Source organism: Paenibacillus dokdonensis (assembly GCF_004916975.1).
Classification (GTDB): domain Bacteria; phylum Bacillota; class Bacilli; order Paenibacillales; family Paenibacillaceae; genus Paenibacillus_AQ; species Paenibacillus_AQ dokdonensis.
The window spans coordinates 154,723-166,828 of the sequence record NZ_STGQ01000002.1; the positions used below are offsets into that span (position 1 = coordinate 154,723).

The 12,106-nt window shown below is 51.0% G+C and carries 15 protein-coding genes and 1 riboswitch; all 15 genes read right to left on the reverse strand.

The window, feature by feature from the left end:
* Window positions 1-41: 41 nt before the first annotated feature.
* On the reverse strand, window positions 42-1,556 hold the full coding sequence (gene atpA, locus E6W40_RS18805; RefSeq protein WP_136607172.1) for a F0F1 ATP synthase subunit alpha: 1,515 nt from the start codon (window positions 1,554-1,556) through the stop codon (window positions 42-44).
* A gap of 16 nt (window positions 1,557-1,572) precedes the next feature.
* Entirely contained in the window at window positions 1,573-2,121 is a 549-nt protein-coding gene (locus E6W40_RS18810; protein ID WP_136607173.1) for a F0F1 ATP synthase subunit delta, read from the reverse strand.
* Window positions 2,118-2,606 (reverse strand): F0F1 ATP synthase subunit B, encoded by a 489-nt coding sequence (atpF, locus tag E6W40_RS18815; protein WP_136607174.1) that lies wholly within the window; start codon window positions 2,604-2,606, stop codon window positions 2,118-2,120. The genes E6W40_RS18810 and atpF overlap by 4 nt, the downstream gene beginning before the upstream one ends.
* A 129-nt stretch (window positions 2,607-2,735) precedes the next feature.
* Entirely contained in the window at window positions 2,736-2,960 is a 225-nt protein-coding gene (gene atpE, locus E6W40_RS18820) for a F0F1 ATP synthase subunit C (RefSeq protein WP_136607175.1), read from the reverse strand.
* Window positions 2,961-3,054: 94 nt separating this feature from the next.
* A complete protein-coding gene (gene atpB / locus E6W40_RS18825; protein WP_136607176.1) occupies window positions 3,055-3,864 on the reverse strand; it encodes a F0F1 ATP synthase subunit A in 810 nt (269 codons plus the stop codon).
* A gap of 31 nt (window positions 3,865-3,895) precedes the next feature.
* The gene (locus E6W40_RS18830; RefSeq protein ID WP_136607177.1) at window positions 3,896-4,273 is read right to left on the reverse strand and encodes an ATP synthase subunit I; all 378 of its coding nucleotides are present in this window, start codon (window positions 4,271-4,273) and stop codon (window positions 3,896-3,898) included.
* On the reverse strand, window positions 4,266-4,520 hold the full coding sequence (locus E6W40_RS18835) for an AtpZ/AtpI family protein (RefSeq protein ID WP_136607178.1): 255 nt from the start codon (window positions 4,518-4,520) through the stop codon (window positions 4,266-4,268). The genes E6W40_RS18830 and E6W40_RS18835 overlap by 8 nt, the downstream gene beginning before the upstream one ends.
* A 178-nt stretch (window positions 4,521-4,698) precedes the next feature.
* Complete coding sequence (wecB, locus tag E6W40_RS18840) at window positions 4,699-5,859, reverse strand: non-hydrolyzing UDP-N-acetylglucosamine 2-epimerase (protein WP_136607179.1); 1,161 nt, start codon at window positions 5,857-5,859, stop codon at window positions 4,699-4,701.
* A gap of 21 nt (window positions 5,860-5,880) precedes the next feature.
* Window positions 5,881-6,510 carry a uracil phosphoribosyltransferase gene (upp, locus tag E6W40_RS18845; RefSeq protein WP_136607180.1) on the reverse strand — a complete coding sequence of 210 codons (630 nt, stop codon included), beginning with the start codon at window positions 6,508-6,510 and terminating at the stop codon, window positions 5,881-5,883.
* A gap of 303 nt (window positions 6,511-6,813) precedes the next feature.
* Window positions 6,814-8,064: a serine hydroxymethyltransferase gene (locus tag E6W40_RS18850; protein WP_136607181.1), complete on the reverse strand. Its 1,251-nt coding sequence runs from the start codon at window positions 8,062-8,064 to the stop codon at window positions 6,814-6,816.
* A gap of 39 nt (window positions 8,065-8,103) precedes the next feature.
* Window positions 8,104-8,706, reverse strand: a complete 603-nt coding sequence (locus E6W40_RS18855) for a TIGR01440 family protein (RefSeq protein WP_136607182.1) — start codon at window positions 8,704-8,706, stop codon at window positions 8,104-8,106.
* A gap of 12 nt (window positions 8,707-8,718) precedes the next feature.
* Window positions 8,719-9,174, reverse strand: coding sequence for a ribose 5-phosphate isomerase B (gene rpiB / locus E6W40_RS18860; RefSeq protein ID WP_136607183.1), 456 nt, complete (start codon window positions 9,172-9,174; stop codon window positions 8,719-8,721).
* Between the two features lie 201 nt (window positions 9,175-9,375).
* A riboswitch (ZMP/ZTP riboswitch) is annotated at window positions 9,376-9,458 on the reverse strand.
* Window positions 9,459-9,519: 61 nt separating this feature from the next.
* A complete protein-coding gene (locus E6W40_RS18865; RefSeq protein ID WP_136607184.1) occupies window positions 9,520-10,107 on the reverse strand; it encodes a low molecular weight protein arginine phosphatase in 588 nt (195 codons plus the stop codon).
* 72 nt (window positions 10,108-10,179) lie between these two features.
* A complete protein-coding gene (locus E6W40_RS18870; protein WP_136607185.1) occupies window positions 10,180-10,740 on the reverse strand; it encodes a manganese efflux pump MntP in 561 nt (186 codons plus the stop codon).
* Window positions 10,741-10,820: 80 nt separating this feature from the next.
* A complete protein-coding gene (locus E6W40_RS18875) occupies window positions 10,821-11,921 on the reverse strand; it encodes an L-threonylcarbamoyladenylate synthase (RefSeq protein ID WP_246073159.1) in 1,101 nt (366 codons plus the stop codon).
* Between the last annotated feature and the right edge of the window lie 185 nt (window positions 11,922-12,106).

The following is a 12,106-nucleotide window of genomic DNA, read 5'->3' on the forward strand; positions in this document are numbered from 1 at the left end:
AAGATGAATCCGAGCCTTGCGGCCCGGTTCATGTTAATGGCTTACGCCATAACAGCAAAGCCTCTTTTAAATTTCGCGATAGCATCTTTCAGAGCCGCTTCATTGTCAGCTACGAGATCTTTGGTATCACGAATGGAAGCCAGGATTTCTGGATGATTGCTGTCCAGGAACGCCAGGAATTCTTTTTCGAAACGACGGATATCGCCCACTGGAATATCATCCAGATGGCCTCTAACTGCCGTGTACAAGCTTGCAACCTGCTGCTCAACCTTGAGCGGCTGGTTAACCCCTTGCTTCAGAATTTCCATCAGTCTTGCACCACGGTTCAAGCGGGCAAGCGTAGATTTATCCAAGTCGGAACCAAATTGCGAGAACGCTTGAAGCTCACGGTATTGAGCAAGGTCGAGCTTCATACCGCCGGCTACTTTTTTCATCGCCTTGATCTGAGCGGAACTGCCGACACGGGATACGGAAATACCCACGTTGATCGCCGGACGTTGACCAGCGTAGAACAGTTCGGATTCAAGGAAGATCTGACCGTCAGTAATCGAGATTACGTTGGTCGGAATGTATGCAGATACGTCGGAAGCCTGTGTTTCAATGAATGGCAAAGCGGTTAATGAACCTCCACCCAAAGCATCGCTCAGCTTCGCTGCACGTTCCAGCAAACGGGAATGCAGATAGAATACGTCACCAGGATATGCTTCGCGGCCTGGAGGACGCTTGAGCAGCAAGGAAAGTTCGCGGTATGCCGCTGCTTGTTTGGACAAGTCATCATAGATGATCAGCGCATGCTCGCCCTTGTACATAAAGTACTCACCCATTGCACAGCCCGCATAAGGAGCGATGTACAGGAGTGGGGATGGCTCGGAAGCCGAAGCTGTAACGATGATGGTGTAATCAAGCGCGCCATGACGACGGAGAGATTCAACCACTTGTGCTACAGTCGATTGCTTTTGTCCGATGGCAACATAGATACATTTTACGCCATTGCCCTTTTGGTTAATGATCGTATCGATTGCGATCTGTGTCTTACCCGTTTGACGGTCACCGATGATCAGCTCGCGTTGTCCGCGGCCGATTGGCACCATGGCGTCAATGGATTTGATACCTGTTTGCATTGGCTCATGAACCGATTTGCGGTCAATAACGCCTGGAGCCATGTTTTCTACCGGACGGTATTCAGCCGCTTCAATCGGGCCTTTACCGTCAAGTGGTTCACCCATAGGATTAACAACGCGTCCGAGCAAACCCTCGCCTACAGGAACCTGCATGATGCGGCCAGTACGTTTTACTTGGTCGCCTTCTTTGATTTCCTTGTAAGGTCCGAGAATAACGACACCTACGTTGCTTTCTTCAAGGTTCAGCGCAAGGCCGGAGACACCGTTGGCGAATTCTACGAGTTCGCCGGACATTACATTTTCAATACCGTGAACACGGGCAATACCGTCGCTTACTTGAATAACGGTACCGACTTCGGATACTTCGATATCTGATTTATATTGTTCAATTTGACTTTTAATCAGCGTACTGATTTCTTCAGGTCTGATACTCAAGTGTCTTCACCCCTATCTACTGTGCTTGTCTATTAAAAGACTTTTCAAGCCGTTCCAGCTTCCCTGCCAGAGTTCCGTCATACAGCTTATCGCCGATCATGACTTTCACGCCGCCGAGCAGGCTTTTATCAACCACGTTACTCACGCGAATTTTTTTGTTAGCCAAAGCTCCAAATTGTGCAGCAACAGACTCCTGTTCCTGCTCACTCAGCGGATAAGTGGAGTACACTGTAGCATCCGCAATTCCGAGGCTTTCGCCTTCGATCCGGATATAGCTATCCAGAAGATCCGAGAGGATATCAGCTCTGCCCCGCTCAATGAGCAGTTCAATGGTGCTTACGACCGGCTGGGATACTTTATCTTGAAGGGCTTTCTTCAGCACATCCAGTTTTACGGATATGGAAATGTTGGGTGTGGAGATAAACTGCTGCACATCGGCGTTTGCCGTAATAGCTTCAACGACAGCCTTCAGTTCCTGCTCCACTTCCAGCGTCTTCTGCTGCTGTGCAGCCACTTCAAACAGCGCCTTTGCATAACGCTTGGCTGCTATTGTTTCCCGGCTCATGGTCTGCCCCCTACCTCTTTAAGGTATTGGTCCACAAGCTCTTCCTGTGCACTGTCGCTGCTAACTTCTTTCTCAAGCAGCTTGGAAGCGATCTTCACAGATACAGCGCCCACTTCGTTGCGCAGTTCCTGAACCGCTTTTTTCTTTTCGCTGGCGATGTCGCGGACAGCTTCTTCCTTGAGGCGAACTGCTTCCTCTTTCGCCTGTACCATCAACTGATCAGCCTGTTTGCTGCTCGTTTGTTTGGACTGTTCGATAATTTCATAAGCTTCCTTGCGCGCTGCTTCAAGAGCCTTCTTCTGCTCCTCTACATAAGCGACTGCCTGATCACGGGTTTGCGATGCTTCATTCATTTGCTGCAGCACCAGTTCACGACGTTTCTCCATGATGGAGAACAGCGGTCCGAAAGCGTACTTACTGAGCAGCCAATACAAAATCACAAATGCGATTAACGCGAGAATAAAAGACGCGTAGTTAATACTCAAATCTAGTCACTCCTTTCCGGTGCACGTACACTGCCGTTCACTCTTGCTTCCGAAAGAATCATATCTGACGGCTAAAAAGAAGGCGTGGATGGCCGTGGCCTTCCCCGCCAAACCTTGCTCGTTATTAAATTATGCTCCTGCGTAGAACAAGAACGCGAGTACTACACCGATGATTGGAAGGGCTTCGACCAGACCTACACCGATAAACATTGTTGTTTGAAGCGTGGATTTCGCTTCTGGTTGACGAGCGATACCTTCTACTGTCTTACTTACGATCAAACCGTTACCAATACCTGCGCCAAGTGCGCCCAAACCTACTGCGATAGCAGCTGCTAAATATGCCCAAACTCCCATTTGTAAATCCTCCTTAGAGATGTGTATTTGTTAGAATTTATGTTTAGTTAAGAACGAAGCGATGCTCCAAGCTTAACTTTGAAGCTAATGTTCATTAATGTTCGTGTTCATCGTGCGTTTCAATCATTTGTGAAATGTACACCATGGTCAGGATCGTAAAGACGAAGGCCTGAATGGCGCCGACGAAAATACTGAAGCCCTGCCATACCACAAGTCCAAGTGCCGAAGCAACCCAGCCTACAGCGCCCAGCGCCGTCAATTTCAGCAATACGGAGATCAGAACCTCGCCCGCGAAAATGTTACCGAATAGACGCATGCCCTGCGTGAGCAGCTTGGCGAACTGTTCGATGACGTTGATCGGGAAGAAGAACCAATATGGCTGGAAATAGTGTTTGAAATAACTCTTCGTATTCTTCGTCATTCCGAGGAAATGCGACAGCAGGAAGACAATTAGAGCCAAAGCCATCGCTACGGAAGCGTCGGCTGTCGGTGATTTCCACCAAGCAACTCCAACTTCTTCAGTATCCGGATGTTTGGCGAACTCCTCTGTTACAGAAACGATTTCCTTGCCGAAAACGTGCGCATGGCCCGCGTCATGGTAGTCAGTGACGATACCGAACGGCAAGCCCAGCAAGTTCGCTACGAAGATGAACATGATGAATGTGAGGCCAAGAGACAAGAAATGCTTTCCTTTTTTCCAGTCCATCGTGCTTGAAATCAAATTCTGAACGAATTCAACTGCCCATTCCATGAAATTCTGGAGTTTGCCCGGATTGTCAATCGACAAATTTCGGGTTGCCAGCTTGGCAATGACGAACACGACAACACATGTCACGATAAGCATCAGGACAATGGAAAGGTCAATTGGAATACCGCCCAATTCAATAATCGGTGATTTATGCATGTTTTTCTCACCCCTTTCTCAGTTGAGCAATTTACCCTTGGTTACGAGATAATCGAATTCCTATGAATAAGAGAAGGAACTGCGACAAGATCAGGGTCGCCGCAACAGCATACAGATTGAACGTTTCCGGCTTTTGATAAGCCACTACAACGGCCAGCACGCAAATGGCTGCGCGGGTCAAAAACCCCATGTTCACCTTCTTACCTTCTCCGCTGGTGACAGCATCCAACACTTTCTGCACCTTGTACCCCAGATAGAAACTATTAATCAGACTTACACTGGAGCCAAGCACCATACCTAGCGCTATGCTCCGGTATTGCGGAAAGACAGCAGCACCCAATAAGCAAAGTGCCAGGAAATAAAGTGTGGTTCTGGTCAATACCCTGCGGTATTTCCATAATTCATTCATCACTTTCCCCCATGACTGCCTTGGTGATCATAAAAACGCTTACGCCGCCGATGAAGAGTCCGAGCAGAACGCCGAAAGCGATCCACAGTCCCGGTCCTCCCAATACCTTGTCCAGCCAGGACCCCAAATAGAAGCCCCCTAAAGTACATGCTGCCAGGTCAATTCCGATTGCGCTTACAAGTCCCATATATTTCATAGGACTCGCATTGCTTTTATTGGTTTTTTGCGACTTTTCAGGTTTACTCATTCTCAGTCCACCCTCATAATCCCAGTTCATTTTACTGAATGTCACAAGAGTTTGTCAATTGAGCGAATTGATATGTTTTTAGGGTGAAACTATGAAAATAATCACAGCAAAACGCTTCAAAACCGTGTAAACCGTACAGTTTAACTGTATGCTGTACTCTTTGCCCTAAGAATATGGGTTAACTTTCCTTTGTGAACTTTCTGTGAAATTGTTCAGGAAGGTCTTTTTTGATGCCAAAATGATGCAAAATCGCCTGTACTATCCTTTCCGAAGCCTTGCCGTCTCCATATGGATTAGCCGCCCCGCTCATGGATTCATACAGCGCCTGATCAGTGAGCAATTTTTTGGTGCGCTCATATACCATCTCTTCATCCGTACCTACCAGCTCAAGCGTGCCGGCATCAATTCCTTCCGGACGCTCGGTCGTATCGCGAAGAACTAGTACAGGTACGCCAAATGAAGGAGCCTCCTCCTGAAGTCCGCCGGAGTCGGTCAAAATCAGGTGGGTATGCGGATAGAAATTATGCAGATCCACCACATCCAGCGGTTCGATCAGCTTGATTCTCGGATGTCCGCCAAGAACGGCATGTGCCGGTTCCTTGACTGCTGGACTAAGATGCACAGGATACACGATCGCAATATCCTCAAACTCGTCAGCAATCCGTTTCACAGCCCGGAAAATGTTCATATGCGGCTCACCTTGGGATTCGCGGCGATGGGCAGTCATGAGAATGAGCTTTTTGCCGGCGGCCCATTCCAGCACCGGATGCTGGTAGTCAGGCTGTACGGTATATTGAAACACATCGGTTACGGTGTTGCCTGTGACATATATTCTTGATTCATTTTTGTTCTCTTTTTTCAAATTGCCTGCAGACCACTCGGTCGGCGCAAAATGAAGATCGGCCAAAACGCCTGTCAGCTGGCGGTTCATCTCCTCAGGATAAGGAGAGAGCTTGTTCCAGGTACGCAGTCCTGCTTCCACATGTCCCACCTGTATCTGCTGCAGGAACGACGCGTAGCTGGCCAGGAAGGTCGTCAGTGTGTCCCCGTGTACCAGAACGATATCCGGCTTGGCTTCACGCAAAACAGGCTCCAGGCCTTCCAGCACGCGGATGGTAATTTCATTCAGCGTCTGGCGGTCTTTCATTACGTCCAGATCGTAATCCGGTGTAATTTTAAAAACCTCCAGCACCTGATCAAGCATCTGGCGGTGCTGCGCGGTAACGCAGACCACCGATTCGATATGCTCAGGATGCTTTTCCAGCTCCAGAATGAGCGGGGCCATCTTGATGGCCTCCGGACGCACTCCGAAGATGGTCATAACTTTTATTTTAGACATGAGCTATACCCTCTTTTCGATTCACTTGGTTCCGTAAAGGCGGTCTCCCGCATCGCCAAGACCCGGCACGATATATCCGTGGTCGTCCAATTTCTCATCGAGTGCAGCAACATAGATGTCCACATCAGGATGGGCTTCCTGTACTGCCTTAACGCCTTCCGGCGCGGCAATCAGATTCATCATCTTGATCTGGGTGCAGCCGCGTTTCTTCAGAACGTCAATGGCTGCTATCGCCGATCCGCCCGTCGCCAGCATCGGATCGATGACGATCAGCTCGCGCTCGGTCACATCCGTTGGCAGCTTGGTGTAGTATTCTACAGGCTGCAGCGTTTCCGGGTCACGAAACAGACCAACATGGCCTACCTTCGCCGCAGGAATCAGCTTCAGCATGCCGTCCAGCATACCCAGACCCGCACGCAGAATCGGAATGAGCCCTAGCATGCGGCCAGCAAGAACCTTGCCGTCCATCTCAGCTACAGGCGTCTGAACCTTAACTGTTTCCAGCGGAACCTCACGTGTAATCTCATAAGCCATCAAAGAAGCAACCTCATCAACAAGTTCACGAAAATCCTTTGTGTTTGTCCGCACATCACGGATAAATGTCAGCTTGTGTTGAATCAAAGGGTGATCACAAATCACCAGTTTTCCCATTGTTTTGTCCCTCCGGTAATTGTAAGTCTCGAGTAGCTGCCAGTGCCGGTTTTGCCATGTGCAAATACGTGCAGGTACACAAATCTTGTTTATTATATCATTCCCTTAAATGAATTTGCACCTACGTAAGACATGTTTATTTTCGCCATAATATGCCGCAGATTAAACCTTTGGTGTCTTGGGCGGGTCAACGCGGGGAGGGACGACTCCCGGGCTTCACCGCTGCACACCTGAAAATCTCTTCAAAAAAAAGGGCTGGAAGCCAAGCTTCCAGCCCTTTCATATATTCTATCAGGGTAGAATTTAGTAGTTCAGTTCCGGGTAGAGAGGATATTGATCCGTCAGATCCTTCACCATGGCAGCAGCCTTGGTAAGAACCGTATCGTCTTTAGGCTGTTTCAACGTCATGGCAATGATCTCTCCGATCTTCACCATAGCCGCTTCATCCATGCCACGCGAGGTAGCTGCAGGCGTACCGATCCGGATTCCGCTCGTTACAAACGGGCTGGTCGGGTCAAAAGGAATGGCGTTCTTGTTGACTGTAATGCCAACTGAATCCAGAACCTTCTCCGCTTCTTTACCCGTGATGTTCACGCTGCGTGTATCGACCAGCATCAGATGGTTGTCTGTACCGCCGGATACGATGTTGAGTCCTTCACTGACCAGGGTTTCAGCCAGAACATTGGCGTTTTTCACGACGTTTTGGGCATAGGTTTTGAAAGAAGGATCCAGAGCTTCGCCAAAAGCCACGGCTTTGGAAGCAATCACATGCATCAGCGGTCCGCCTTGGGATCCCGGGAATACCGCCTTGTCTATGGCCTGAGCCCATGGCTTTCTGCACATAATCATGCCGCCGCGAGGTCCGCGCAGTGTTTTATGCGTGGTCGTCGTTACGAAATGGGCATGCGGTACAGGGCTCGGATGAACGCCTGCGGCAACCAGGCCGGCAATATGCGCCATATCAACCATGAACAGCGCACCCACATCATTCGCGATGGAAGCAAAGGCTTCGAAATCAATTGTGCGCGGATAGGCGCTTGCACCGGCAACGATCAGACGGGGACGATGCTTGAAGGCCGCCTTGCGGACTTCATCATAGTCAATCAGGAAGCTGTCTTCCTGAACGCCGTAGGCCACGAAGTTGTAAAGAAGGCCTGATGCGTTGACAGGGCTGCCGTGCGTCAGGTGTCCACCATGAGCAAGATTCATGCCGAGCACGGTATCGCCAGGATTAATGGCGGCAAGGTACACAGCCATGTTCGCTTGTGCCCCGGAATGCGGCTGAACGTTGACATGCTCTGCACCAAACAATTCCTTGGCACGGTCACGGGCGATATCCTCAACGATATCGACGCGCTCGCAGCCGCCGTAAAACCGTTTGCCTGGATAACCTTCCGCATATTTGTTCGTGAGGACGGAGCCCATGGCTTCCATCACTGCTTCACTGACAATATTCTCCGAGGCAATCAGCTCGATGTTGCTGCGCTGACGCTTCAGCTCCAAATTCATCGCATCCAATACAGCCGGGTCCTTCTTACGCAATTGATCCATAATTCCTTGTTCCTCCCTTAGATAAACTCTCTTTTTTGTTGTTTAGTCGCAAAGATGAGCGTTTCCCGATTCAGCGTCAAGCTGGTAAACCGCACGCTCGCCGCCAATCAGCTTCGGCCGGGTAAAGGCAGTATTCACACGCGCCCGACCCACATAGCGGAGCTGTGTACGATAAGGAACGGCTACTCGCCGCAAATGCATGCCGATCAGCGTTTCGCCGATGTCGATGCCGGCATCTGCCTCAATGGTTTCGGCCAGACACGGGTTCTTCATGGACCGGTAAGCGCTGCTTGCCATGGAGCCTCCAGCCTTTGGAACCGGCACGGCTGCCACTTCAGTCAGGCGCATGTCCGTAAGAAGAGAACGCTCCATCACCAGCGCACGGTTCAAATGCTCGCAGCACTGGAACACGACATCAAAGCCGAATTCCCCTCTAATCTCCTCAATGCCCTCAAGAAGCTCATTCGCCACCTCAAGCGCTCCCGAGGTGCCGATCCGCCGGCCAGCCACTTCACTTGTGCTGGTCCCGATGACAACAACCTTACCGGGCCCGAGTCCCGCAGTCTCCGCCAGCTCGCGTAAAATAGCCGACACTTGCTCTTTTAGTGAAACTTCCGATGGAATTCCTTGTTCAACGGCTTCCATACGAACACCTCCCTAATGCTGCAGATAACGGTCCTCAATTGCCTTGATTTTGTTTACGCGACCAACATGCCGTTCACCTTCACTGAACGGTGTGCCGATCCAGACTTTCGCAATTTCCTGCGCGAGTCCTGGGCCGATAACACGTTCTCCCATCGCCAGCACGTTAGAATCGTTATGCTCTCTGGTCGCCTGGGCAGAGAATACATCATGCACCAGCGCGCAGCGGATGCCGGGAACCTTATTGGCGGCAATGCTCATGCCGATGCCTGTTCCGCAAATCAGAATGCCGCGATCAGCCTCACCCGAGGTAACCTGCTCGCATACAGGCAGGGCATAGTCAGGATAATCCACGGAATCAGCACAGCTGCATCCCACATCCACAACCTCATGTCCCATCTCCCGAATGACGGCAATGATGTCTTCTTTCAAACGCACTCCCGCGTGATCTGTTCCCACAGCAATCTTCATCTCTTGTAAAACCTCCCTGAAATTTCGTGCTTTTGTGACTTCTCGTACCATTATACCCTATTTCCAGGCCACAAGATGAAAATCGCCCCACAAAATGAAGTCTCTGCTCCGGATGTTTTTCACCCATACTTTGCGGGGACCCCGCATATAAACTCACTTATTAATACAAAAAAGAGCAGTCCGCGGATAACCGCAGAATTGCTCTTTTGCCCAGGCGACCGGCCGTATATCCCGGTGCTCCATCGTGGTTTCATCCACATTTGTCGCCAGTTACACCGGAACCGAGTTTTTTCACAACCATCATAAAACATTCAAGACTGAAATGCAACGAGTAATATTCTTCCTTCATGACGTGCGGAATGACTCCAGCTTATCCAGCAAACGCTCAATGGCAGTGCGGATTTCCGCTGCTGCCATATCATAATCCTCACGGGATCCGCCGAACGGATCGGAAATATCGAAGCTTGGAACCCGCTGCTGAATTTCAATCAGGAGCTCCCGCTCCTCATCCGTCAATTCCTGTCCAAGCGAGCGTTTGACCTCCCATGTCGCATAAAGGCTGTCCAGTTCGTTCAGATCATTCAACACTGCCTCGTCGTTCTCCGCGTATTCCTTGAGTGTAAACACTTTGTCAGCGGCCTGCGGAAAACTCCGGATCACATGCTGCTTATGTCCTTGTGTCAGTGTCAGTATCAAATCAGACCAATTCACCGCATCGAGCTTAAGCGATTTGGACATCAAACGATCAGCAATATCATGGTCGCGCAGAACAGCCTCCGCATGACGGGACATCGACACTCCATCCATGGCGGAAACACCGGCCGAACGAACTTCAACCCCGATGCCGCGGTCCTTCGCCATTTTGCGGAGAAAAGCTTCCGCCATCGGGCTGCGGCACGTGTTCCCTGTGCACACAAACAAGATATGTTTCACGTCTATCGCACCTCCCGGATTGTTTAAGTTATTGTATACGAAAAACGTCTACCGGTATACTTTCTGATATTTTCAAAAGATAAAGGCCAGGCCAAATGCCAAAAGGATCACGCCTCCCAGCGCCTCCCCGAAATCTCCCAAATTACGGCTCACCCTCCTGCCCAGTAGGAGTCCCATCACCGACATAGCACCTCCGCAGATGCCAAAGGCCAAGACGGTAAGAATCAGATTGCTTCGGAACATTCCGAGCGAAACCCCGACGGAAAAGGAATCCACGCTCACGCTCAAAGAAAACAAGATCATACCCAGCAGTGAACGGTGATCAATCATCCGGGTATCCCCGCTTTTCAACGAGTTAAATATCATATGACCACCAAGCAAAATTAGCAACCCGCCCGCAGCATAGGTGGTTACCTGTCCGAGCAAAGAGCTTACATATTGACCGGTGAATATGCCCAAAAGCGGCATCAGGATATGAAAAAATCCGATGAGCACGCTGATTTTAAGCACATGCAGCAGGCGAATCCCCTTCATACCGATACCGATTCCCAAGGAAAAGGCGTCCATTCCCAAAGCGGCGGCCATAATCAGAATCGTAATCAGCTGCCCTAAACCGGCAGATGTCTCAAACATTCCAACTCCCCCATGTCCGTTAGGTTCTTGTACAACCATATGCGGACATGAGGACAATCATGACTTGTACATGAGGCAAGCTATCGGGCGTTCCCTCCGAGATGGATCACCGTTTGTCCGGCAGCCTTGCGGAGCCGGTTCATAATAGCGGCTCCCAGCCCGTCTTCCGGACAAGCCTCGGATACAATAAAGCTGATCTGTTCCTCATCCATGCGGCGCAGCGCGGCATATAAACGATGCGCTGCCGTACCCAGATCAGAGAGACTGCCAAGCGACTCGGTGCAATCGGCGCGGTAATTGTCGATGTGCTCATCGAAGGCCAGAATACCTGTCCGTTCGCCACGCTCTGCGGCTTCCTGCAGACTGCGGCGGATCCACTCCGAGACTTCGGCCGGCTCTCCGGTCACAATGCGCAGCGTTCCCTTGGGCGCGTAGTGAGTATATTTCATCCCCGGTGCTCTTGGTGCCTGCCCACTCATGCTTCCTGATTCCGGCAGGAGTGCAGGATCCAGATGGACGGGCACGCCGGCTGCCTGCGCCAGCTGCTCCAGTGTAACGCCTCCGGGGCGAAGCACGGTAACACTGCCGTCCTCCAGCACCTGAACGACAGTCGATTCCACACCGACACCTGTCGCGCCGCCATCAACAATCCCGTCGATTGAACCGCCGAGATCCTCCAGAACATGGCTGGCGAGGGTAGGACTGGGACGGCCGGAGCGGTTCGCACTTGGAGCAGCAACCGGACAGCCGGATTCCTCAATCAGAGCCAATGCTACCGGATGATCCGGCATCCGGATGCCCACAGTGTCCAGCCCTGCCGTCACCCGGGGCGAAAGCACATCTGGCTTGACCGGAAGCACAACCGTCAGCGGTCCAGGCCAGAAGGCATCCATCAGCTTCCGTGCCGCAGGGCTCACCTGCTTCACCAGGCCCTCCAGCTGTTCGTTCTTGGATATATGGACAATCAGGGGATTGTCCGACGGTCTCCCCTTTGCCGCGAATACCGCTTCCACAGCAGAGGTTAAGCGCGCGTCTGCGCCAAGACCGTAGACCGTCTCTGTCGGAAAAGCAACCACGCCCCCGCCACGGAGTAGTTCAGCCGCTTCCTTTAACCTTTCTTGCAGCTCGGAGAGCTCGGCTGTCGTCGCCGGATCAATCAACCAATATGGAGTGGAAGGCATACAGCCTGTCCCTGTTTCTTTTTCAGTATGTGCCATTTCTATCCCGTCTTTCTCTTCAATGATCATCCAGTAAAAAAAGCGCCGGAGTCCTGACTGCTGACTGGAGCTGCGGCTTACCGCGGACCTTCGTCAAATGGACTTAAGCACTTTATCATTCGTTTTTCTAATATATTAACACAGATCGA

Coding starts and splice junctions, on each gene's coding strand:
- E6W40_RS18810 (WP_136607173.1), bottom strand. CDS start 2,121: ATGAGCCGGGAAACAATAGCAGCCAAGCGTTATGCAAAGGCGCTGTTT.
- atpE (WP_136607175.1), bottom strand. CDS start 2,960: ATGGGAGTTTGGGCATATTTAGCAGCTGCTATCGCAGTAGGTTTGGGC.
- atpB (WP_136607176.1), bottom strand. CDS start 3,864: ATGCATAAATCACCGATTATTGAATTGGGCGGTATTCCAATTGACCTT.
- E6W40_RS18830 (WP_136607177.1), bottom strand. CDS start 4,273: ATGAATGAATTATGGAAATACCGCAGGGTATTGACCAGAACCACACTT.
- E6W40_RS18835 (WP_136607178.1), bottom strand. CDS start 4,520: ATGAGTAAACCTGAAAAGTCGCAAAAAACCAATAAAAGCAATGCGAGT.
- wecB (WP_136607179.1), bottom strand. CDS start 5,859: ATGTCTAAAATAAAAGTTATGACCATCTTCGGAGTGCGTCCGGAGGCC.
- upp (WP_136607180.1), bottom strand. CDS start 6,510: ATGGGAAAACTGGTGATTTGTGATCACCCTTTGATTCAACACAAGCTG.
- E6W40_RS18855 (WP_136607182.1), bottom strand. CDS start 8,706: ATGGAAGCCGTTGAACAAGGAATTCCATCGGAAGTTTCACTAAAAGAG.
- rpiB (WP_136607183.1), bottom strand. CDS start 9,174: ATGAAGATTGCTGTGGGAACAGATCACGCGGGAGTGCGTTTGAAAGAA.
- E6W40_RS18870 (WP_136607185.1), bottom strand. CDS start 10,740: ATGTTTGAGACATCTGCCGGTTTAGGGCAGCTGATTACGATTCTGATT.
- E6W40_RS18875 (WP_246073159.1), bottom strand. CDS start 11,921: ATGCCTTCCACTCCATATTGGTTGATTGATCCGGCGACGACAGCCGAG.